This window comes from Aeromonas sp. R5-1, from assembly GCF_040908265.1.
Lineage (GTDB): Bacteria > Pseudomonadota > Gammaproteobacteria > Enterobacterales > Aeromonadaceae > Aeromonas > Aeromonas caviae.
This window is the reverse complement of record NZ_JBFODJ010000128.1, coordinates 111,022-132,202: the sequence shown is the minus strand read 5'-3', so window position 1 is coordinate 132,202 and position 21,181 is coordinate 111,022. Positions and strand designations below refer to the sequence as shown.

The window sequence follows — 21,181 nt, the reverse complement described above, 5'->3', positions numbered from 1 at the left end:
AGAATTCTGAAAAAGGCGCCCATCGGGTGCCTTTTTTATTGGCCGCCATTCTGTAATTCCCCGCTTTGCCCTATGGTGTTGGCTCAACCAAGGGAGAAGAGCCGATGCGCACATGTCTGGTGATGGGAGCTGCCGGGTACATAGGATCCTACCTGGTGCCCCATCTGCAGGGTCTGGGGTACAGGGTCATCGCCGGGGCCCGTCGTCCCTGCCGTCTGCCGGAGGGGGTGGCGTTTCGCCTCGCCGACAGCCTCAAGCCTGCCACCCTGCCCCCTGCGCTGGCGGGGGTCGACACCGTCTTCTATCTGGTACACGCCATGGGGGCGGGGGCCGGTTTTCACCGGCTGGAGCAGCAGGGAGTGAAGAACTTCGCTGCTGCCGCCCGTGCCGCCGGGGTGCGCCGCATCGTCTATCTCGGCGCCATCCAGCCCGAGCCCTGCAACAGTCGCCACCTCAACTCCCGGCGCTACTGTGGCGAGCTGTTTCGCAGCGCGGGGGTGCCCACGGTAGAGCTGCGTGCCGGCATCATCATAGGCCCCGGCTCGGCGGCGTTCGAGGTGATGCGGGATCTGGTGTACAACCTGCCCATGATGGTGACGCCCAAGTGGGTGCGCTCCCGCACGCCCCCCATCGCCCTCTCCAACCTCTTGCACTATCTGGGCGGGCTGGTGGAGGCCGACGGGGTGGATGGCCAGATTTTCAATGCGGCGGGCCCCGAGCTGCTCAGCTACCAGCAGCAGCTCCAGAAGTTCGCCGCCCACATCGGCAAACGCTGCCCCATCATTCCGATCCCCTTTTTGAGCCCCCGGCTCTCCGCCTGGTGGCTGCAGTTCGCCACCTCGGTTCCCCAACCCATCGCCAAGGCGCTGGTGGGGGGGCTCAAGCACGACATCCCGGCGGATGACGGCCCCTTGCGCGCCCTGCTGCCCCAGCATCTGCTCAGCTTCGATGAGGCGCTGGCGGAGAGCCTGGCGCTGGAGCAGAGGCTCGGTGCCGAGCAGCATGGGGAGGAGACGCCCCTTGGTCTGCGCTGGCGTCATCCCGAGTATGGCTTCTACGACCGCACCGCCAGTGGGGAGGCGGATTGCCTCGCCGCCCCCGAGGTGGTGTGGCAGGTGTTGCAGCAGCTGGGGGGCGAGCAGCGCTACTTCTACATGAACGAGCTGTGGGTGGTGCGTGAATGGATGGATCACCTGATCGGCGGCCCGGCCCGGACCCGGGGGCGCACCAACCCGGATCGCTTCGTGAAGGGGGACATGCTGGACTCCTGGCAGATCCTCGGGGTGGATGAAGGACGCAGGCTGGATCTGCTGTTCAACATGAAGGCCCCCGGCGTCGGTCGGCTGGAGTTCAACATCCAGCCCTTGGAGTCCGGCCTGACCCGGCTGCGGGTGACGGCCCACTGGCATCCGCAGGGGGCCTGGGGGCTGGCCTACTGGCTCGCCATGCTGCCGTTCCACCTCTTCATCTTCCAGGGGATGACGGAGGCCATCGCCCGGCAGGCAGAGGCAAAAGCCGGCATTCCAGTCATGGATTGAAATCGAATCTATAACTAATTAGGTAATTTGGGGTGGCATGACATGCTACTGACTAGCGTGTCATTGCTATCCAGCGATATTTTATGCTGTGAAAGGGCGGGGGATTTCTTTATGATCCTCAGCCCTCGCCCGCTGGCGAGCCAACGCATCACTCATTCATTTCCGTATCGGGGTCCCCCATGTCCGATCAGCAGCACGATCTCCGCCAACAGGCACTCGACTACCACGCCCAACCCGTTCCGGGCAAAATCGCCATCGCCCTCACCAAGCCCGCCGAGACCGCTCGCGATCTGGCGCTGGCCTACAGCCCGGGCGTTGCCGAACCGGTACGCGAGATCGCCGCCAATCCGGCCGATGCCTACCGTTACACCGGCAAGGGCAACCTGGTGGCCGTCATCTCCAACGGCACCGCCATCCTGGGGCTGGGCAATCTGGGCCCGCTGGCCTCCAAGCCGGTGATGGAGGGCAAGGCCCTGCTGTTCAAGCGCTTTGCCGGCATCGACGCCATCGACATCGAGGTGAAGCACGAGACCAGCGCCCAGTTCATCGATACGGTGGCCGCCATCGCCGACACCTTTGGCGGCATCAACCTGGAAGACATCAAGGCCCCCGAGTGCTTCGAGATTGAAGAGGCGCTGATCGCCCGCTGCGACATCCCGGTGTTCCACGATGACCAGCACGGTACCGCCATCGTCACCGCCGCCGGGCTGCTCAACGCGCTGGAAGTGCAGGGCAAGGAGATTGGCACCAGCCGCATCGTCTGCATGGGCGCCGGCGCCGCCGCCACCGCCTGCATGGATCTGCTGATCAAGTGCGGGGCTGCGCCGCACAACATCTTCATGCTGGACCGCCAGGGTGTGATCCACAGCGGCCGCACCGATCTCAACCAGTACAAGCAGCGTTTCGCCAACGACACCCCCCTGCGCACCCTGATGGAGGTGATCGAGGGGGCTGACGTCTTCGTCGGCGTCTCCGGCCCGGACGTACTGCCCGCCGAGGCGGTGGCCCTGATGGCCCCCAACCCGGTGATCTTCGCCTGTTCCAACCCGGACCCCGAGATCAAGCCTGCCCTGGCTCACGGAGTGCGCGGGGATCTCATCATGGGTACCGGCCGCTCGGACTACCCGAACCAGATCAACAACGTGCTCTGCTTCCCCTTCATCTTCCGCGGCGCCCTCGACGCCCGTGCCAGCCGCATCAACGATGCCATGAAGATCGCGGCAGTGGAGGCGATCCGGGCTCTGGCCAAGGAGCCGGTACCCGCCGAGGTGCTGACCGCCGCTGGCGTGAGTGAACTCGCCTTCGGCAAGGACTACGTCATTCCCAAGCCCATGGACGCCCGCCTGCTGCCGCGGGTTGCCCGTGCCGTGGCACTGGCGGCGGTTGCCTCCGGGGTGGCCCGCATCGAACTGCCAGGGGATTACATGCTGGGTTGAGTCACGGCAAGCACGCAAAAAACAGAAGGGGCCCCTGTCGGGGGCCCCTTTTTCATGGCGGGAGCGGGCGGCTTACTTGGTCTTGGGAGCAACCTTGACGGCCGGCGCCTTGGCGTGGGCAGCCTTGTGATGCTTTTTCACGACCTTGGTCTGGGTGGCGTGGGGAGCGGCGGCCTTGGTCGGGGTGGCGGCCATGGTGAAGCCGGAGGTCAGGGCGAAGACAGCGGCCAGAGTCAGGGGGATCAGCTTGTTCATATTCCAGTTCCTCGTTCGGTTTGATGACATGGAGCGTTTCTCCATGACTTCATCCTAGGGCTGTTCGACCTGCGGTTCAGTGAGCGACTGGTGACGGTTTGTATCCAAATGTACGGGCAGGGTCAGGCAGAAACGGGCACCGCTGCGGCTTGGCAGCAGTTGCACCTCGCCGCCGTGGTGGTGGGCGATGCTGCGCACGATGGCCAGCCCCAGCCCGGCGCCGCCGGTGCGTCTGTCCCGGCTCTGATCCAGGCGCACGAAGGGCTCGAAGATTTGCGGGGCCAGCGCGGGATCGATGCCGGGGCCATCGTCGGCCACCTCCAGCAGATAGTCGTCCCCCTGTCGCGCTATACAGAGGCTTGCCTGGCTGGTGGCATGGCGCAGGGCGTTGCCGATGAGGTTCTCCAGCGCCCGGTCCAGCAATCGGGTGTCGCCGCGCCAGGGCAGAGCCATGGCCGGTCGCACGAAGTCGAGCCGCTTGTCCGGTCGCAGGGCCTGCCAGTCGGCCAGGCGGCTGCCGGCCCAGCTGCCGAGCTCCAGATCGCTGCATTGCAGCGGCAGTTCGGGGCGATCGAGCCTGGCATAGGTGAGCATCTCCTCGATGAGGGCATCGAGGGCGCCGAGGTCCCGCTCCAATCCCTGCTGCTCCTCGGGTGAGGGAGGCTCGGCCAGCATGGCGAGGCGATAGCGCAGCCGCACCAGGGGGGAGCGCAGCTCGTGGGCGATGGCGTCGGTCAACTGCTTGCGACTGGCCAGCATGGCCTGCAACTGCTCCGCCATCTGGTCGAAGGTACGGCCGACCCGGCCCAGGCTGCTCCCGGGAGGCAAACCGGTGCGACAGGAGAGATCCCCATCGCCGACCCGGCGGGCGGTCTGTTCGAGCTGTTGCAGGCCGCGCCAGTGGGGGCGCAGCCAGAGCAGGATGGGCAGGCCGAGGGAAAGGCCGATGAGCAGCAGCAGCCCCACGTCCACCCAGTGCAGCTCGTGCAGGTAGGAGAGGTAGGGGACGGGGCCGACGATCAGCACCTTGTCGGTGTTCGGGATGCGCTGCAGGAAGGTGTCATCCTCCTCGACGATGACGATGTTGCCCGCCTCGAGGAAGGCCTGATCCTCGCTGGCCAGGGGCTGGTTGGCGAGGACGCCGATCTGCAGCGGCAGATTGAGCTGGCGGCTCTGCTCGCCGGTGCGGGTGGCCCAGTGTTCCGGCGGCAGCCGGGCCAGCTCGCCAGTGAGCAGGCCGAGGGAGCCCTGCATCATCCGCTCCAGATAACGGTCCCCCGCCCGCTCTGCGCTGACCTGATAGACCAGCCCGATGAGCAGAATGGCGAGGGTGAAGCAGCCTATCAGCAGCAGATAGAACTGGATAAACAGGCGTCGCATCGGGGCTCTCCTCTTGTCTGGATTGCGTCTGGGCATTGCCTTGTTGCCCCTCATCCCCAACCCTTCTCCCGCAAGGGGAGAAGGCTGAGAGCATCAAGGTCATTCGGCGGGGCTTATTCCCAGGCCTGGGGCACCAGCAGGTAACCTTTCTGGCGCACCGTCTTGATCCAGATCGAGTTGTTGCTGTCATTCCCTGGCTTCTGGTGTGCAGGCGTGTGAGACACCAGCTCATTCCCAAGCCTGGGGTACGAGTAGATAACCCTTCTGGCGCACCGTCTTGATGCGGGTCGGGTTGTTGCTGTCATCCCCGAGCCGGCGGCGCAGACGGGAGATGGCCACGTCCATGCTGCGATCCTGGCCGTCGTAGTCGCGCCCCCGCAGGCTGCGAAACAGCGCCTCCCGCCCCAGGATCTGGCCCGCGTGGCAGGCCAGCTCCCACAGGAGGTCGAAATCGGCGGTGGAGAGGGGAATGCTCTCTCCATCGAGGCGCACGTCCCGACCCGGGCCGTCTATCTGGAGGCGGCCGAACTGCAGGCGCTGGGGCGGGGCGGCGGGGACCACGGCCTGCTGGCTCTGCCCCTGCTGGCGGAATTGGACTCGTAGCCGGGCCAGCAGCACCGGGGGGGGCGTGGTCTTGAGGATGTAGTCGTTGGCCCCCAGCTCCAGGCTCAGGATCTGGTTCATGTCGCTGTCGAGCGAGGTGAGCATGACGATGGGGCCGGCAAAGCGCGGGCGCAGATCCCGGCACAGGGAGAGGCCATCCTGCCCCGGCAGCATGATGTCGAGCAGCACCAGATCCGGCTGCTCGGCCAGGGCCCTGTCGAGTGCCCGGTCACCCCGGGTCTCCAGCATCACCTCGATGTCGTGGCGACCGAGCCAGCTGCTGATGAGCTGGCCTATCTCGGGATCGTCTTCAACAAACAGAACGCGTGGCATGGTGGCGTGATTCCCCGGTCATGGCGTGAGTGGGCGTGTCGCCAGCATAACGGCTGCGTCCGCGCTCTGCACCGGGATAACTAATCAATGCGGGGGTTTTTGCCCCTTCTCCCGGGGGAGAAGGGGGGACAGGATGAATCGGTTGGTATCGGGCCGCCCCACTTGTCCCGTGGCGGGTCGGGGCGGCGCGATGAGGCAGGATCCGTGCCCTTCAGTGGCCATAGCGGCTCCGGCTGCCATGGAGCAGCCGGGGAACCGGCCGGATCAGCCGCCCTTGCGCTTCAGGTACACCCCGGCTTCCATGTGGTGGGTCCAGGGGAACTGGTCGAACAGGGCGAAGCGGGCGATCTCGTGGGTTTCACCGAGCACCGCCATGTTGGCCTGCAGGGTCTCTGGGTTGCAGGAGATGTAGAGGATGTTGTCGTAATCCTGCACCAGCTTGACGGTGGCGTCGTCCAGACCGGCCCGGGGCGGGTCGACGAAGATGGTGTTGCACTGGTAGGCGCGAAGATCGACCCCCTTGAGGCGGTTGAACTCCCGCTCGCCGCGCATCGCCATGGTGAACTCCTCCGCCGACATGCGCAGGATGATCAGGTTGTCGACACCGTTGGCGGCGATGTTGAACTGGGCGGAGTCCACGCTCGGCTTGGCGATCTCGGTGGCTAGCACCTTGCGAAAGTTCTGCGCCAGGGCGATGGAGAAGTTGCCGTTGCCGCAGTAGAGCTCCAGCAGGTCCCCCTCGCTCCCCTTGGTCACGTCCAGGGCCCAGCCCAGCATCTGTTCGTTGATGGCGGCGTTGGGCTGGGTGAAGCTGTTTTCCACCTGCTTGTAGACCAGCTCGCGCCCCTGCACGGTCAGGCGTTCGATGACGAAGTCATCCCCCAGGCAGATCTTCTGCTTGTGGGCGCGGCCAATCAGTTGCAGCTCGAACCCCTTGGCACGCAGGTCGGCCTGCAGCGCCTCGGCGGCCTGCTGCCACTCGGCTTCCAGCTTGCGGTGGTAGAGCAGGCTGACGCAGATCTGGCCGGACTGGGTGGAGAGGTAGTCGATCTGGAACAGCTTCTTGCGCAGCACGGGGTGCGGGCGCAGCCCGGCCAGCAGCACCGGCATCAGCCGGTTGATGAGCAGGCTGGCGGTGGGGAAGCTGTCGACCCGGATGATCTCCTTGGTGGCCGGAGCATACATGCAGTGGTACAGGTCGTCCCCCTCGTGCCAGATGCGGAACTCGGCGCGCATCCGGTAGTGCTCGGCGGGGGAGGCGTGCAGCTCCAGCGCAGGCGGATTGAAGGGGGCGAACAGCTGGGTGAGGCGATCGCGCTTCTCGTCGAGCTGGGCCTGGTAGTCGGCAGGAGTCCGTCTGCCCTGGGCGTCGGCGGAAGAGGGCTGGGATTGAGTCATGGATACCTCGCATGCACCGGGCTGAGCCGGGGAAAGACCGGGGGAAGGCCGCAGCCAACCAAAGGGTGGGGATTTTAAAAGGCCGTTGCGGATTGTCCAAGTTTTTTGTGGTCAAGAAGTGGCCAGTCGGGCCGATAACCGATCCACCACTATAGGCGGGAGAGTAATGATGCAAATTGATGGCATGGGCACAGCCCAACCCAAGGGAGTGGGCATTGCTCCCAAATCGCCTCAACAGACGGAGTCGAAAACGGCGGACAAGGGGGATGAGGTCTCCCTGAACAAGCCCCCGAAATGGGCCCAGGTGCTGATCCAGCAGGCGCTGCAATTTGCGCTGGAGATCAACGGCCAGGGCTACAAGGCACCCAAGGTGCAGGAGCCCCAGGAGATCACTCCGGAGACCCTGTTCGATTTCCAGTCGGTGGCGGACAACGTGTTGCAGTTCGTCACCGGGCGGATAGGCGCGGCCCGTGCCGACGGCAAGTCCGACGACGACCTGACCAAGATGATGGAGCAGGCCCGCAAGGGGGTGGACAAGGGCTTCGGTGACGCCAGGAAGCTGCTCGGTGACTGGGCGGACAACGAGGACATCAAGACCGGCATGGATCAGAGCTACAAGCTGATCCAGAAGGGGCTCGACGAGTTCGAGAAGGAGTTCTTCGGCAAGGTGTCGACCACGGATCTGGGGGATGCCAGAATGGCCAGCCGCCAGCAGGCCCTCCTCGAGATCGAGACCCGGGACGGGGACAAGGTGATGCTGCGCTTCAGCGACAGCTGGCAGTTCAAGTCCCAGAGCGACGGGGGTGGCAGCCAGTTCAGCCTCAAGTCGAGCCAGAGCTTCGACTTCTCCCTGGAGGGGGATCTCGACAGTGCCGAGATGGATGCCATCGGCACCCTGGTCAAGGGGCTGGACGAGCTGGCCGGGCAGTTCTTCAAGGGGGGCGACGGCAAGACCCTGGCGGACGGGCTGAACGGGCTGCAACTGGATGACAGCCAGCTGGTCTCCTACTCCCTCAAGCTCAAGCAATCGGCCAAGTTGAGTCAGACCTACCAGGGGGCCAGTTCCCTGCAGGAGAGCCTCAAGCCCCTGGCGGACTACCTGCCGAGGCTCAGCCGGTTGCAGCAGCAGGCCGACGCCCTGTTGCCCCCTTCCCAGCAGGAGGCGCTGACGCCCACCGTGCTGGCGGCGCGGGGTCAGGACGGGGCGACCCAGGGGGCAGGCTTCATGGGCTTCAACCAGCGGATGCTGGAAGCCATGAGGCTGCTCGGCCAGCAGATGGCGACCGGCTAGTCTGGCGACGCCCCCGTGATGCTGGCGGGGGCGGGGTGTTTGCCAGCCCGTCCCCGGGCTGGCACACTGCCCTTTTCCCCAGCCCGGCGATGCCATGAACCCCAAGAAGCCAAGAGACAAGCGCGAGCTCTGCTACCCCTTCATCTTCGAAACCCAGTTCCAGTGCGACTACGAGATCGCCACCGACGAGCTCTGCTGCCAGGTGGGGGCCGTGCTCTCTCATCTGATGCCGGATGAGGATACCCAGCCCGTGATGGCGGATCTGGCGACCCTGCAGCGGCTCATCTACAACCTCAACGGCTCGGTGCGGGGACGGCTCGGCATCTTCGAGGAGGATCTGGACTGGCTGAAGGGACGGTACGATCACTACAACGAGGCGAGTCGCGGCCGGGTGACCGGCTTCGTGCTGCCCCAGGGGCCCCAGCCCATTCCCACCCTGCACCTGTGCCGCTGTGGCAGCAAGAAGGTGGTGCGTCTGCTGGTACGCCTGGAAGAGAGCGGCGTGCGCTTCGATCCCATCCTCTATCGCTTCGCCAATCTGCTGGCCAACTTCTTCTTCGTGCTCACCGTCTACCTCAAGCAGGCGTGGGATGTGACCGAAGTCCCCTATGTCAGCATCAACTACTGATGAAGAGATGATGTTTGATGCATTCGTCGCATCACACATGGCGGCGTAGGGTTATCGGATCGAAAAACAGCGATGAGGCAGCATCCGCCACTTCGGGGGATGCAGGCATAAAAAAACCGGCGCCCCGAGCGCCGGTTTTCTATTGCCGCTATCCCTAGCTCGACAGCAGTACCCTGGCCGAGTTGGCCGGGATGGTGAGCTGCACCTCCCCCTGCACCACCTCGAACTTGTCGCCGTTGAAGGCGTCGGTGAAGCGGCTGGCGGGGCTGGCGGTCTGCCACAGGGGCAGGCTGATGGTGCGCGGCTCCGTGGGGTGGCGGTTGCAGGCGACCACCACCTGATCACTTTGCAGGGTACGGGCGAACACATAGCTGTGAGGGCCGGCGTAGAGGGTCTGGATGTCTCCCCGCCGCAGGGCCGGGCGCTGGCGGCGCAGCTGGATCAGGCGGCGATAGTGGTCGTGCAGCACGTGATCCCAGTCGGTGGTATCCCAGGGGAAGCAGCGGCGGCAGTCCGGGTCGTTGCCGCCGGAGAGCCCCACCTCGTCGCCGTAGTAGATGGAGGGCACGCCGATGTAGGTGATGAGCAGGGTGGCGGCGAGTCGCATCCGCTGCTTGTCTTCCCCCAGCAGATGCAGGAAGCGGGCGGTGTCGTGGCTGTCCAGCAGGTTGAACTGGGCCAGCTGGTTCTTGAACGGAATATGGGCCCGCGCCAGCTTGAGCCAGTGATCCAGCTCGGTGGCGCTGATCTTGATGGGATGATAGGCGATGTCCTGCCCCGCCAGGAAGGCGCGGATGGGGTGGGCGAAGCCGTAGTAGTTCATGGCGCCGTCCTCCTGATCCCCCTGCAGCCACTGGCTCGCTTCGAAGAAGTGCTCGCCCAGCACGTAGGCGTCCGGATTCTCCTGCTTCACCGCGCCGCGAATGGCGCGCACATGGCCGCGATTGCCCTCGGCAGTGCCCCGCTCCCCCAGCATGTGGATGACGTCAAAGCGCCAGCCATCGATCTGGTAGGGGGCGCGCATCCAGTAGCGCAGAATGGCGTTGTCTGCCCGATAAACGGCGTCCTGCACCTGTTCACTTGAGAAATCCAGCTTGGGAAGGCTGCGGATCCCTTTCCAGCTAACATAATCCCCTTCCTGATCGAAGGTGTAGAAGCTGCGCCAGGGGGAGTCTGGGTTGCTCTGGGCGCCCAGCGGCGGGCAGAACCAGGGGTGCTCGGTGGAGGTGTGGTTGACCACCGCATCCAGGATGATCCTCATGCCGCGCTGGTGCAGGTTGCGGGTCAGCTCGGCAAACTGGGCATTGGTACCGAGGTGCGCATCCACCTTGAAGTAGTCCTGGGTGTCGTACTTGTGGTTGCTCGGCGAATCGAAGATGGGGTTGAGGTAGAGCGCCGTCACCCCCAGGGATTGCAGGTAGTGCAGCTTGGCGTCGATGCCCGCCAGATCCCCGCCGTAGAATTCACAGGCGCCGTGCCCCTCTTCGTGGCGGCTGACCGGCTCGCCCCAGGCCTTGCTGATGACCGCCTTGCCCCTGTACTCGTACTCGTGATGCTTGACGCTCAGCGACGGGTCGCCGTTGCAGAAGCGGTCGGGGAAGATCTGGTAGAACACCTGATCCTGCACCCAGGCCGGGGGCTGGTGATGGCTGTTGAAGCGGAAATGCTGCTCCCGCGGCGGCATGGCGGCGCTGACGCCTGCCCCGTGCAGCCACCACTGCTCCTCGTCGGTGAGGCACTTGAAGCAGTAGAGGTGGATCTCCTGCCCCCTGGCCAGCGGCAGTTCGACCTGCCAGACCTGAAGCCTGTCCCGGGTGGCGACCGGCGTCATGGCGACCAGATACTCCTCGTTGTCCGGCTCGTGGCGCAGCCACACCTCGCGGATGGGGGCGTCCAGCTCGCTGAACAGGGTGAGCTGCAGGGTGTCGGCACTCTCTTTGAACCAGGGTGCCGCCTGGGGGTGAAACAGGAAGGGATGGGTCATGGTATCTACTGTGTCAGAGGGGCTCAGGAATGGGGGATGGGCGCAGGCCATCTTATCCCGTCCATGGGCGTGTGTATGTGACGACCGGCCAGAATGAGACGGTGCTTCCGGCTTGGCTGGGCGGTCTGCCGTGACGCTATTGGGTCAGCAAATCGGCCAGGGCATTGCTTTGTTCGTGCAGCTGTTCGAGCTGATCCGCCAGAATGAGACGGGGATCCGGCTCCTGCTGATCGGCCGTTGTACATCTACTGGGTCAGCAAATCGGCCAGGGCGTTGCCCTGTTCGTGCAGCTGCTCCAGCTGATCCGCCAGGCTGGCGGGATCCAGCCCCAGCTGGTCAGCCAGGGTTCTGGGGAAACGGGCGATGATGGCCTGTGCCGGTACGCCGGCCTGCCAGGCGAAGGAGACGAAGACGGCGAGCCGGATGAGCACGGCCTCCTTGCTGACCGGATCGTGGGAGAGGGGGTCGAGCTGCTGGGCGATGGCATCCACGAAGGCGGGCGACAGGTTCCAGCGCCGCGCCAGCTCTGCGCCGAGCTGGGCATAGTCGTAACCCAGCATCTCCCGCTGGGCATCGACCCGGCTGCTGCCTTTCTCGATGGCCAGATTGATGAGCCCCGCCTCTTCCGGCAGGGTGCTCTGGATCAGCAGCTCGCCAATGTTGTGAATGAGGGCGCAGGTGAAGGCGGTTTCGGGATCCACCGAGGTGGTCTGCTGTGCCAGGGTGCGGGCAATGGTGGCGACCTGGAAGGTCTGGGTCCAGAAGTGGAGCTTGTCAAAGCCGGGGGGGGCCTTGAAGCTGCTGATGATGCCGGAGGCGACCACCACGGAGCGCAGGCGGTTGAAACCGAGGCGGATCACCGCCTGTTCGATGGAGGTGATTTCATTGCCACGGCGCAGGGCGGCGGAGTTGGCCATCCGCAGTACCTTGACGCTGATCACCTGGTCCATGGCGATCTTGGCCGCGATCTCGTCGATGCGGGCATTCTCGTCGTTGAAACTCTGCATCAGCTCGTGCAGCAGTTTCGGAATTGTGGGCAGTTGCTTGATCTTGCCAAACAGGCGATCCATCGACATGGCTGAGGCAGCCTCCATTGCTAACAATGCCTCATATTGTGCCACAGCCTGGCCAGTTGTTCCTGCTGGCGAGCGGTTTTGTGAGCCCTAGTACACCCAGTCTTGCAGTCTGTATTCCAAACGGTGCCGTTTTCCCTGGAGGATCAGGGTCTGGGTGGAACCGCTCAGTGTTGCCCCCTCCGTCAGGGTGGCGAGCACGGCCTGCTCTATCAGATCGAGTTCGGGGGGGCAGGCCATGGCGGTGCTGCCGAGGCTGGTGACCCAGAGCTTGTTCCCCTTGAGGTGACCCTGGCCGAAGTAGCGGTTGCAACCGGCGATGCCGTTGACGGTGAAGTGTTCACCGATCTCGATGTCGGGGGGATTGCTGCGGCGGCTGGCGATGGCCTGGCCATCCAGCCGATCGAGCACCCAGTGATGGTGTTGCAGATCTTGCGAGGCAAAGCGGGGAGCACTGCTGCAGGCGCTGAGCAGAAGCAGGGCGAGCAGCAGTAGCAGGTATCTGGGCATTGAAGGGGCTCCGGTGGTGGGTATGACAAGCATACCCGTCCCCGGGCCCGGGCGGCAGGGCGAGGGGGGAGGAGCCCGACCGCTTCTGTCGCCCCGGGGGAAGAGGGGGTGTCGGCAAATGGCAACACCCGCCCCGAGCGAACCTGTCTACCGGTTGCCCATGGCTCCCCTGGCCGTCTCAGTCCGCAAACAGGCGCTCGGCATAGCGGGCGAGGCCCGAGGCCACCGAACCGAAGTCATCACCCCCCTCCAGCGGTACCTTGGGCAGTTTCTGCTGGATGAAGGCCTTGATGAGGGGGGAGCGGGCACTGCCGCCGGTGACGAAGACCCGGTCAGGCTGCACGCCTGCCGCCAGGATAGCCTCGTCCATCAGCTCGCCAATCTTCTCCAGCAAGGGGGCGGAAGCACTGGCCAGCTGGGGGCGGGTGAGTGCCGCCTCCAGCCCTTTTTCCAGCTCGTTCAGGGTCTGGTGATTGTGCTCGTGGTCGGAGAGGGCGATCTTGCCCTGCTCGGCGCGCCACACCAGTTGATGGCTCAGCTTGTGAGCCCGCAGGCTGGCGAGGCGCGGGAGCTTGCTGCCCGGCTGGCTGTCGAGCTGGAGATCCTGCAACTGGCGGGCGGTATCCAGGCTGTAGAAACGGCTCTGGGCACTGACGTCATTGATGGCGGCGGCGTCCCAGAACAGGGGATGGGGCAGCGGCTTGCCGGTCTTGAGGGTCTCGTGCATGCCGAGCAGCGGCATCATGCCCTCCACGGTCAGGCGGATGTCGAAGTCGTTGCCCCCGATGCGCTGGCCGCTGTGACCGAGCAGATCGCCGCTGCGATCCAGCTGGTCACGGTGGCTCGGGCCCATGCGCAGCACGGAGCAGTCGGTGGTCCCGCCCCCGATGTCCACCACCAGCACAACCGCATCCTCGGTGAGGCGCGCTTCGAACTCGAAGCCGGCGGCCACCGGCTCATAGAGGAACTCCACCCGCTCGAACCCGGCGAGGCGTGCCGCCTCCCTCAGGATGGCGATGGCCTGGCGGTTGCTCTCTTCCCCCGCCAGTCCCTGGAAGTTGACCGGTCGGCCGATCACCGCCTGGCGGATGGTGCTGCCCGTCTGCTGCTCCGCCTCCCGGCGCACGTGCAGCATCATGGCGCAGACGATGTCCTCGAACAGGGCGATCTGGGGAGCCTTGAGGCCATAGGCCCCGAGAAAGGATTTGGGGGACTTGATGTAGTAGCCCTCGTCCGGCTCTTCCAGATAGCGCGCCAGCGCCGCACCGCCGAAGCTCAGCTCGTCGATGAGTCCCTCTTCGCGCATTTGGCGGCGCACCGCCTGGGCCCGGGTCACCACGGGACCGCGCAGCTTGAGGTATTCGCTCTGCTGGACGGGGGCCAGGCCTTCGGCCAGGAGGCCGGCGATGGCGTCCCGGTGGGGGGCGTGCAGGGTGGAGGGAAGGTAATGGGAACCGGAGAGGGTCAGCAGCCTGGGGCTGCCCTGTTCCATCACGGCGACGGCACAGTTGGAGGTACCGTAATCAAATCCGATGAACATGCTGGCCAGACTCCTGTACAAAAAAGGGCTGGTAGCCTACCCGATGCCGCCGGGTCTCACAACCCGGCGGCGGGATCAATGGCGTGGCGACAACGTCTCAGGGATCACTCCACTTCGTTGTCAGAGCGGCCCTGGCTCTCGATGGCCTGGATGTTGCTGAGGGTGGTGTCGGCGATGGCGTGCAGCGCCTCCCGGGTCAGGAAGGCCTGGTGACCGGTGAACAGCACGTTGTGGCAGGCAGACAGGCGGCGGAAGACGTCGTCGGTGATCACCTCGTTGGACTTGTCCTCGAAGAAGAGGTCTTCCTCCTCCTCGTAGACGTCCAGCCCCAGGGCGCCGATGCGGGAGGTCTTGAGGGCCTCGATGGCGGCGTTGGAGTCGAGCAGGCCGCCCCGGCTGGTGTTGATGATCATCACCCCGTCCTTCATCTTGGCGAAGGCCTCCTTGTTCAGCAGGTGATAGTTCTCCTTGAACAGGGGGCAGTGCAGGCTGATGACATCGGACTGACGGAATAGGGTGTCGAGATCCACGTACTCGGCGCCCAGATCGATGGCCGCCTGGTTCGGATAGGGATCGCTCACCAGCAGGCGCATGCCGAACCCCTTGAGGATGCGCAAGGTGGCGATGCCGATCTTGCCGGTGCCTATGATGCCGGCGGTACGGCCATGCATGTTGAAGCCCACCAGCCCCTCCAGGGAGAAGTTGGCGTCCCGGGTGCGCTGATACGCCTTATGGATGCGTCGGTTGAGGGTCATCATCAGGCCCACCGCATGTTCGGCAACGGCCTCGGGGGAGTAGGCAGGCACCCGCACCACCTTGAGTCCCAGCTCCTTGGCGGCGGCCAGATCCACGTTGTTGTAACCGGCGCAGCGCAGGGCGATGACCCTGGTGCCGTACTGCGCCAGCTCGGTCAGCACTTCGCGGTCGGCATCATCGTTGACGAACAGGCAGACCACGGGGAAGCCGTGGGCGAGACGGGCCGTCTTGGCCTCCAGCCGCACGTCGAAGAACTCCAGATCGAAACCGTACTGGCCGTTGGCCTGGTGGAAATGTTCCTTGTCGTAGCTCTTGGTACTGAAAACGGCGACTCTCATGGTGCGCTCTCCGTAGATAATGATGTGGTTAAATTACAACAAATAGTGACCGTCATCACGGGATAAGTGGTGCTGTTTCAACCCCAGGGCATGATGGGGACGGCACTGACCGCACTCTTGTACGAACCATCCACCAACTTGGTGCTGTAAGTCAGATAGACAAGGGCATTGCGCTTCTCGTCGTAAAAACGCACCACCTTCTGCTCCTTGAACACCAGCGAGGTGCTGACATCAAACACCTCTTCCCCCGCCTTCAGCCTGGCGGGCAGGGTGATGGGGCCGATCTGGTGGCAGGAGAGGGAGGCGTGGGAGGGATCTTCCGCCAGCCCAAGGCCACCCTTGACGCCGCCGGTCTTGGGGCGGGCCAGATAGCAGGCGACACCGGCGATTTTCGGGTCGTCGAACGCCTCCACCAGGATCTTGTGGTTGGGGCCGAGCAGCTTGAAAGCGGTGCTCACCTCGCCGACGGGATCGGCCTTGTCGGCCAGCACCGGGCCGGCCATCAGTGCCCCCAGCAGCAGGGGCAGGGGGCGAGCAAGGGTCTGAAGATGTCTCATGGTCTCTCCTGTTGGCCTCCCTCAGAAAGGGATGCCCAAACGACGATAGAGGCTGGCCAGCACCCAGGCGGGGCCTACCAGCAGAAATTGCAGGTCGGTGAGAAAGGAGGGGCGTTTCCCCTCGATATGGTGACCGACGAACTGGGCTATCCAGAACAGCACGAACCCGATGAGGGCAGGCCACAGCAGCGGCCCCTGCCAGACGTGGCAGAAGGCCAGTCCCAGGGCGGTCAGGGCCGTCATCCCCGTAAAGATCGTCAACGACAGCCGCAGGTAGAAGACCAGCACCGGGATGGCCGCCAGCCCCGCCCAGTTGAAGGACGCTGGCAGGGGACCGGCGGGCAGGCACCAGAGCAGTGCCAGGATGCAGAGGTAGATGCCTGGCACCGCCACCTTGTGGATGGCCACATTGACGGGGTGTTGATGGCTCTGGCCATAGTCGCGAAACCAGTCATCCAGTCGTTTCATGGCACCTCCCTGGTGCGCGTATTGAGGCCGGGCGACCTCGCGTTCCTGTGCGTCTGCCCACCGGATGGGATGAGCCGCGGCTGATCACGCTCCCGGCGGCGGATATTCCCAATGCCGGGATACCGTGTCCGTTCATGCTCCCGGCGGCGGATATTCCCAATGCCGGGATACCGTGTCCGTTCATGCTCGCAGCGGTGGATATTCTCAACGCCGGATATCGTGTCCGTTTACTCCTGCGACGGTGGATATTCCCAATATTGGGCCGGAATGCTTTTGAGCAAGGGGGTCATGTCGGGATTGGGCAGGGCGATGGTGACTCTCTGCTCCAGATTGGCGCTGGCCAGGGCCTCGCGGATCTTGGGGTTCTCCCGAAAGAACGCCATGAAGCTGCCGTCGGCATAGGCACGCTCGAGGCCGGTCTGGATCGCCTTGGCCAGCTTCGGCGACTCCGGGCTGACGAAGAAGAACTCGGCGAAGGGGTAGCGGATCAGCAGGTGCTGATCGATCACCAGGTTGGGATATTGTGCCGCCAGCTCGCTGCGTTCGGCGAAGATTTCCACCAGGCCACGGGGGAAGAAGTCCAGCTTGTCGCCGTCATTCATCAGGCGAAACAGGTTGCTGTAGCGCCCGGCATAGGTGGGAATGCCTGCCAGTTCCAGGATCTTGTTGTCGGCCCAGCCCACCCCCTGTGCTGCTTTCAGTTTCTTGAGGTCTGCCAGGGTGTTGATCTGGTTGAACCGCTCCTGGGCATCGGCGTGGATGAAGGAGAGGCGCAGCCCTTCCAGGCCACGAAACAGCGGGATTGGTACTGCGGTGAGGGAGGATTCCAGCGCGCTGGAGGTACCCATCCAGAACACATTGATGACCTTGCCCTTGGCAAGCGCCTGCTGGAGGCTGTACTGGTTGAGATTGAGGTCGACCCGCTCCAGCTTGTAGGGCTGCCCGGCGTGGTTGAGCGCCAGTTCCAGCAGCTTGAGCTGGTATTCGTTGTCGAGATCGTTGATCGGTCGGCTGGGGACCTTGACGGTGAGCGTCTGTGCTTGTGCCAGCAATGGCAGGCACAAGCACAGCCTGATGAGCCATTTCACGCTTTGATCTCCTGTAGGATCCGGGACTTGCCCGGAGTCTAACAGAAGTTGTCACGCTCTTGCTGTGAAAGGGGCCGGGGATCACCCGGCCGCGTCATCTTCGGGCATGGCCTGCCCTGTGCCCGGCTCGTACCGATGCCGGGCTTGTTCGCCGCATCAGGCGACGCGACGGAACACGTGAGTGTCGTTGAATTCCTTGGTGCTCTGGCATTCAACACAGAAGCGGGATTCGGGACGGGCCTGCAGCCGCTTGAGAGAGATCTCGTCGCCACAGGATTCGCAATAGCCGAAATCCCCTTCATTGATCCGCTTCAACGCCCCTTTCAGCTTGCGCAGGTGCAACTTGTCGTGCTCGATGCGGTTCAGCTCCAGGCGACGGGCCTCCTCGACACTGGCACGGTCAATTTCATCCGCCATCTCGTTGGTATCGGTGGCGATAGCCTGGCTGGCCTGGGAGTTGAGACGTTCTTCGAGCTCAAGGATTTGTCGCTCGATCTGGCCTTTGTAGAAGGTCAGTTGGTCTTCTGTCATGAAATCACACATACGGTTTGCTACCAGTCAGTTTCCCAATGTTACCCATTGATGGGGGCTGTCTGTCGTCAGACCAAGCCCTTGTATCCCGTTTTGCACCAAATCCATGCAGGAGAGTGCAAATCAGGGCGGGCCTTGTACCAAAAAAATGCAGACATGCAAAGGAAATTGGATAAGGAGTGTGCGCCCTTGCAAAGAAATGGGCCTTCTCCGACAGGGTCTGACTGAGTATCGAACGAGATCCCGCCGCCGTTGGCATCGAGCTTGCAATGGGCTGATCGTGACACAAAGTGTTTAGTATTTGGTGCCGCGCTGGTCATTATACAGGCCGTTGTTTATAGTTTTTTAAACACCGCTGCTTGACAAAGGCCTTTATCACGGGCTTTTATGGTGTGGTCGATTACATTTTCTTAACAAGGGTGTTCCTTATATTAGACACCCTTGACAATGGCAACCGTAAAGTCGGGGTTTAACATGGACAGTATCAAGGGCTGGATGGAGAGCAATCGCATCACGGAAGTGGAGTGCCTGTTTCCGGATTTCACCGGCAATGCCCGAGGCAAGATCATTCCAGCCAACAAGTTTCTGCGCGAGGGGGGCATGCGGCTGCCCGAGGTCATCTTCACCCAGACGGTGACCGGCGAGTACCCGGATGACGACAGCATGATAGACCCGCTGGAGCGGGACATGCAGCTCTATCCCGATCCCAACACCATTCGTTTCGTACCCTGGGCGCTGGAGCCCACCGCCCAGGTGATCCACGACTGCTTTGACGTCAACGGCAAGCTCATCGACATCGCTCCCCGCTCCGTGCTGCGCCGGGTTCTGTCATTCTACGAGAAGCAGGGCTGGAAGCCGGTGGTGGCGCCGGAGCTGGAGTTCTACCTGGTGACCCGCAACGAAGATCCCGACTATCCGCTGGTACCGCCGGTGGGCCGCAACGGCCGCCCGGAAACGGCCCGCCAGTCGTTCAGCATCGATGCGGTGAACGAATTCGACCCCATCTTCGAGGACATGTACGACTACTGCGAGGCCCAGGAGCTTGAGGTGGACACCCTGATCCACGAATCCGGCGCCGCCCAGATGGAGATCAACTTCCTGCACGGGGATGCCATCGATCTCGCCGACCAGGTGTTTCTGTTCAAGCGCACCATGCGCGAGGCCGCCCATCGCCACGGCATCTATGCCACCTTCATGGCCAAGCCCATGAGCAACGAACCGGGTTCCGCCATGCACATCCACCAGAGCCTGGAAGACATGGATGGCAACAACCTGTTTGGTACCAGCGAAGGGGGCAACTCCGATCTGTTCATGCATTTCATCGCCGGCCTGCAGAAATACACCCCGGCAGTGACCGCTCTGCTGGCGCCGAACGTCAACTCCTACCGCCGCCTCACCTTTGGCGAGAGTGCGCCGCGCAACGTGCAGTGGGGAGTGGAAAACCGCACCTGCGGCCTGCGGGTCCCCTTCTCCGAACCGAGCGCACGTCGGGTCGAGAACCGCTTCGCCGGGGCCGATGCCAATCCGTATCTGGCTCTGGCCGCCACCCTGGCCTGCGGCTACCTCGGCATGCTGGAGAAGCTCGAACCCATGCAGGAGATGAAGGCGAGTGCCTATGACCTGCCCTACAGCCTGCCCCGCTCGCTGGAGGAATCGCTGAGCCACCTGGAGCAGTGTGAACCCATCAAGGACATGCTGGGGGAGCGTTTCATCCGCGCCTTCGTGGCCGTCAAACGCAAGGAGTACGAGACCTATTTCGGCGTGATCAGCCGCTGGGAACGGGAATTCCTGCTGCTGAACGTCTGATCTGTCCCCGGGGGAGGCGAGGTCTCTCCCCGTCATATCGCAAGCAAGGGGCCGAAGGCCCGTCTCGCGGCGGCGCCCGCGACCCGGAAGGCACCGAGTAAAGGTGAGGCCCGCTCCCGCAATGGAGAGGGGCGTCACCTGCAATCAACTGGCGACGATGTTCGCCCCATGGAAAGGCATCGAGCAGGCAAGAGAGTGCCAGCCCCGTGAATGGCAGTGACCGGGCAGGCCATCCGAGCCCTCATGAATGGCGACAAGATTCGCCGAATCGAAGGAACCGAGGAGCAAGCAATGCAGCACACCACCCGTGAGTGGCAGCAACTGGAAGCCAGCCATCATCTGCATCCGTTTACCGATTTTCAGGCCCTGAACAAGAAGGGCAGTCGCATCATCACCAAGGCCGAAGGCGTCTATCTGGAAGACTCCGAAGGCAAGCGCATTCTGGACGGGATGGCGGGTCTGTGGTGCGTCAACATGGGCTACGGCCGTCAGGAGCTGGTGGATGCCGCCACTCGCCAGATGCAGCAACTGCCCTACTACAACCTCTTCTTCCAGACCAGCCACCCCCCTGCTGCCGAGCTGGCCACCCTACTGGCCGAGATCACCCCTTCCCACCTCAACCACGTCTTCTTCACCGGCTCGGGTTCCGAGTGCAACGACACCGTGCTGCGCATGGTGCGCCACTACTGGGCCAGCAAGGGACAACCTGACAAGCAGGTGATCATCAGCCGCCACAATGCCTATCACGGCTCCACCGTGGCGGGGGCCAGTCTGGGCGGCATGAAGGGGATGCACGCCCAGGGCGGCTTGCCCATTCCCGGCATAGTACACATCGACCAGCCCTATCACTTCGGTGAGGGAGAGGGCATGAGCGCCCACGAGTTCGGTCTGGCCCGGGCCCGCCAGCTGGAAGAGAAGATCCTGGCACTGGGGGTGGACAAGGTAGCCGCCTTCATCGGCGAGCCTATCCAGGGTGCGGGGGGGGTCATCATTCCGCCCGAGAGCTACTGGCCCGAGATCCAGCGCATCTGCGACCACTACGGCATCCTGCTCATCGCCGACGAGGTGATCTGCGGCTTTGGCCGCACCGGCCACTGGTTTGCCAGTGAAGGTTTTGGCATCAAACCGGACCTCATGTGCCTGGCCAAGGGCATTACCTCCGGCTATCTGCCGATGGGCGCCGTGATGGTGGGGGACAGGGTAGCCAGGGTGCTGGTGGAAGAGGGGGGGGAGTTCAACCATGGCTTCACCTATTCCGGCCATCCTGTCGCCTGCGCCGTGGCCATTGCCAACATCCAGCTTATGCAAAGGGAGAGCATAGTTAAGCGAGTTCATGATAGTATCGGCCCCTATTTGCAGCGCCGCTGGGCTGAGCTGGCGGACCATCCGCTGGTGGGGGAAACCCGTGGAAAAGGCCTGGTCGCCGCGCTGGAAATAGTGCAGGACAAGCAGACGAAACGTCGCTTCCCGGCCGAGCTCCATGCCGGGATGACCTGTCGGGAGTTCTGTTTTAACAATGGCTTGGTGATGAGGGCTGTCGGCGATACCATGATCATATCGCCCCCCTTGGTGATCACCGAGGAACAGGTGGATGAATTGGTCAAACTGGCCAGGCTCAGTCTGGACCTGACGGCTGCAAAGCTGCGGGAATAGGCGGGAACCGGGCAG

Annotated in this window: 19 protein-coding genes and 1 pseudogene; 6 read left to right on the top strand and 14 right to left on the bottom strand. The window is 63.6% G+C overall.

Annotated features, from left to right (window positions below; all coding sequences use genetic code 11):
- The first annotated feature begins 104 nt into the window (after positions 1–104).
- Together AB5Y64_RS18235 and AB5Y64_RS18230 are read left to right on the top strand one after the other, a co-directional pair.
- Positions 105–1,538, top strand: a complete 1,434-nt coding sequence (locus tag AB5Y64_RS18235; RefSeq protein ID WP_010676077.1) for a DUF2867 domain-containing protein — start codon at positions 105–107, stop codon at positions 1,536–1,538.
- Between the two features lie 179 nt (positions 1,539–1,717).
- A complete protein-coding gene (locus AB5Y64_RS18230; RefSeq protein WP_010676076.1) occupies positions 1,718–2,974 on the top strand; it encodes a malic enzyme-like NAD(P)-binding protein in 1,257 nt (418 codons plus the stop codon).
- 72 nt (positions 2,975–3,046) lie between these two features.
- Here AB5Y64_RS18230 and AB5Y64_RS18225 read toward each other — a convergent pair whose 3' ends face one another.
- From AB5Y64_RS18225 to trmA, 5 genes and pseudogenes are all read right to left on the bottom strand, one after another.
- The gene (locus AB5Y64_RS18225; RefSeq protein ID WP_010676075.1) at positions 3,047–3,229 is read right to left on the bottom strand and encodes a hypothetical protein; all 183 of its coding nucleotides are present in this window, start codon (positions 3,227–3,229) and stop codon (positions 3,047–3,049) included.
- A gap of 54 nt (positions 3,230–3,283) precedes the next feature.
- Entirely contained in the window at positions 3,284–4,609 is a 1,326-nt protein-coding gene (gene rstB, locus AB5Y64_RS18220) for a two-component system sensor histidine kinase RstB (RefSeq protein WP_010676074.1), read from the bottom strand.
- A gap of 113 nt (positions 4,610–4,722) precedes the next feature.
- A pseudogene (locus AB5Y64_RS18215) lies at positions 4,723–4,812 on the bottom strand (two-component system response regulator RstA); the annotation flags it as partial.
- Positions 4,813–4,837: 25 nt separating this feature from the next.
- Positions 4,838–5,545: a two-component system response regulator RstA gene (gene rstA / locus AB5Y64_RS18210; protein WP_039039674.1), complete on the bottom strand. Its 708-nt coding sequence runs from the start codon at positions 5,543–5,545 to the stop codon at positions 4,838–4,840.
- A gap of 264 nt (positions 5,546–5,809) precedes the next feature.
- Positions 5,810–6,943: a tRNA (uridine(54)-C5)-methyltransferase TrmA gene (trmA, locus tag AB5Y64_RS18205; protein WP_039039673.1), complete on the bottom strand. Its 1,134-nt coding sequence runs from the start codon at positions 6,941–6,943 to the stop codon at positions 5,810–5,812.
- Positions 6,944–7,112: 169 nt separating this feature from the next.
- Between trmA and AB5Y64_RS18200 the strand changes: the two genes are divergently transcribed.
- Together AB5Y64_RS18200 and AB5Y64_RS18195 are read left to right on the top strand one after the other, a co-directional pair.
- A complete protein-coding gene (locus tag AB5Y64_RS18200; RefSeq protein WP_202044785.1) occupies positions 7,113–8,234 on the top strand; it encodes a DUF5610 domain-containing protein in 1,122 nt (373 codons plus the stop codon).
- 94 nt (positions 8,235–8,328) lie between these two features.
- A complete protein-coding gene (locus AB5Y64_RS18195) occupies positions 8,329–8,862 on the top strand; it encodes an ATP--cob(I)alamin adenosyltransferase (RefSeq protein ID WP_039039671.1) in 534 nt (177 codons plus the stop codon).
- A 154-nt stretch (positions 8,863–9,016) separates the two neighbouring features.
- Here AB5Y64_RS18195 and malZ read toward each other — a convergent pair whose 3' ends face one another.
- From malZ to AB5Y64_RS18150, 9 genes are all read right to left on the bottom strand, one after another.
- The gene (gene malZ / locus AB5Y64_RS18190) at positions 9,017–10,846 is read right to left on the bottom strand and encodes a maltodextrin glucosidase (RefSeq protein WP_029314873.1); all 1,830 of its coding nucleotides are present in this window, start codon (positions 10,844–10,846) and stop codon (positions 9,017–9,019) included.
- Positions 10,847–11,091: 245 nt separating this feature from the next.
- Positions 11,092–11,940: an HDOD domain-containing protein gene (locus AB5Y64_RS18185; protein ID WP_039039670.1), complete on the bottom strand. Its 849-nt coding sequence runs from the start codon at positions 11,938–11,940 to the stop codon at positions 11,092–11,094.
- Between the two features lie 69 nt (positions 11,941–12,009).
- Positions 12,010–12,429: an META domain-containing protein gene (locus tag AB5Y64_RS18180; protein WP_010676067.1), complete on the bottom strand. Its 420-nt coding sequence runs from the start codon at positions 12,427–12,429 to the stop codon at positions 12,010–12,012.
- Between the two features lie 178 nt (positions 12,430–12,607).
- Complete coding sequence (gene yegD, locus AB5Y64_RS18175; protein WP_039039669.1) at positions 12,608–13,969, bottom strand: molecular chaperone; 1,362 nt, start codon at positions 13,967–13,969, stop codon at positions 12,608–12,610.
- Positions 13,970–14,073: 104 nt separating this feature from the next.
- Positions 14,074–15,063: a 2-hydroxyacid dehydrogenase gene (locus AB5Y64_RS18170; protein WP_039039668.1), complete on the bottom strand. Its 990-nt coding sequence runs from the start codon at positions 15,061–15,063 to the stop codon at positions 14,074–14,076.
- Between the two features lie 77 nt (positions 15,064–15,140).
- A complete protein-coding gene (locus tag AB5Y64_RS18165) occupies positions 15,141–15,620 on the bottom strand; it encodes a CreA family protein (protein ID WP_039039667.1) in 480 nt (159 codons plus the stop codon).
- Between the two features lie 21 nt (positions 15,621–15,641).
- Entirely contained in the window at positions 15,642–16,088 is a 447-nt protein-coding gene (locus AB5Y64_RS18160) for a DUF962 domain-containing protein (protein WP_039039666.1), read from the bottom strand.
- A 227-nt stretch (positions 16,089–16,315) separates the two neighbouring features.
- Entirely contained in the window at positions 16,316–17,176 is an 861-nt protein-coding gene (locus tag AB5Y64_RS18155) for a hypothetical protein (protein WP_010676062.1), read from the bottom strand.
- A 156-nt stretch (positions 17,177–17,332) separates the two neighbouring features.
- Positions 17,333–17,719 carry a TraR/DksA C4-type zinc finger protein gene (locus AB5Y64_RS18150; RefSeq protein ID WP_010676061.1) on the bottom strand — a complete coding sequence of 129 codons (387 nt, stop codon included), beginning with the start codon at positions 17,717–17,719 and terminating at the stop codon, positions 17,333–17,335.
- Between the two features lie 462 nt (positions 17,720–18,181).
- On the opposite strand from AB5Y64_RS18150, the gene AB5Y64_RS18145 reads away from it, so the two are divergent.
- Together AB5Y64_RS18145 and AB5Y64_RS18140 are read left to right on the top strand one after the other, a co-directional pair.
- The gene (locus AB5Y64_RS18145; protein WP_010676060.1) at positions 18,182–19,513 is read left to right on the top strand and encodes a glutamine synthetase family protein; all 1,332 of its coding nucleotides are present in this window, start codon (positions 18,182–18,184) and stop codon (positions 19,511–19,513) included.
- 291 nt (positions 19,514–19,804) lie between these two features.
- Positions 19,805–21,166 (top strand): aspartate aminotransferase family protein, encoded by a 1,362-nt coding sequence (locus AB5Y64_RS18140; RefSeq protein ID WP_039039664.1) that lies wholly within the window; start codon positions 19,805–19,807, stop codon positions 21,164–21,166.
- Positions 21,167–21,181: the final 15 nt, after the last annotated feature.

Bases quoted from the DNA above. Each gene is read 5' to 3' on its own strand.
- AB5Y64_RS18235 (WP_010676077.1), top strand. From the start codon at position 105: ATGCGCACATGTCTGGTGATGGGAGCTGCCGGGTACATAGGATCCTAC.
- AB5Y64_RS18230 (WP_010676076.1), top strand. From the start codon at position 1,718: ATGTCCGATCAGCAGCACGATCTCCGCCAACAGGCACTCGACTACCAC.
- AB5Y64_RS18225 (WP_010676075.1), bottom strand. From the start codon at position 3,229: ATGAACAAGCTGATCCCCCTGACTCTGGCCGCTGTCTTCGCCCTGACC.
- rstB (WP_010676074.1), bottom strand. From the start codon at position 4,609: ATGCGACGCCTGTTTATCCAGTTCTATCTGCTGCTGATAGGCTGCTTC.
- rstA (WP_039039674.1), bottom strand. From the start codon at position 5,545: ATGCCACGCGTTCTGTTTGTTGAAGACGATCCCGAGATAGGCCAGCTC.
- trmA (WP_039039673.1), bottom strand. From the start codon at position 6,943: ATGACTCAATCCCAGCCCTCTTCCGCCGACGCCCAGGGCAGACGGACT.
- AB5Y64_RS18200 (WP_202044785.1), top strand. From the start codon at position 7,113: ATGCAAATTGATGGCATGGGCACAGCCCAACCCAAGGGAGTGGGCATT.
- AB5Y64_RS18195 (WP_039039671.1), top strand. From the start codon at position 8,329: ATGAACCCCAAGAAGCCAAGAGACAAGCGCGAGCTCTGCTACCCCTTC.
- malZ (WP_029314873.1), bottom strand. From the start codon at position 10,846: ATGACCCATCCCTTCCTGTTTCACCCCCAGGCGGCACCCTGGTTCAAA.
- AB5Y64_RS18185 (WP_039039670.1), bottom strand. From the start codon at position 11,940: ATGGAGGCTGCCTCAGCCATGTCGATGGATCGCCTGTTTGGCAAGATC.
- AB5Y64_RS18180 (WP_010676067.1), bottom strand. From the start codon at position 12,429: ATGCCCAGATACCTGCTACTGCTGCTCGCCCTGCTTCTGCTCAGCGCC.
- yegD (WP_039039669.1), bottom strand. From the start codon at position 13,969: ATGTTCATCGGATTTGATTACGGTACCTCCAACTGTGCCGTCGCCGTG.
- AB5Y64_RS18170 (WP_039039668.1), bottom strand. From the start codon at position 15,063: ATGAGAGTCGCCGTTTTCAGTACCAAGAGCTACGACAAGGAACATTTC.
- AB5Y64_RS18165 (WP_039039667.1), bottom strand. From the start codon at position 15,620: ATGAGACATCTTCAGACCCTTGCTCGCCCCCTGCCCCTGCTGCTGGGG.
- AB5Y64_RS18160 (WP_039039666.1), bottom strand. From the start codon at position 16,088: ATGAAACGACTGGATGACTGGTTTCGCGACTATGGCCAGAGCCATCAA.
- AB5Y64_RS18150 (WP_010676061.1), bottom strand. From the start codon at position 17,719: ATGTGTGATTTCATGACAGAAGACCAACTGACCTTCTACAAAGGCCAG.
- AB5Y64_RS18145 (WP_010676060.1), top strand. From the start codon at position 18,182: ATGGACAGTATCAAGGGCTGGATGGAGAGCAATCGCATCACGGAAGTG.
- AB5Y64_RS18140 (WP_039039664.1), top strand. From the start codon at position 19,805: ATGCAGCACACCACCCGTGAGTGGCAGCAACTGGAAGCCAGCCATCAT.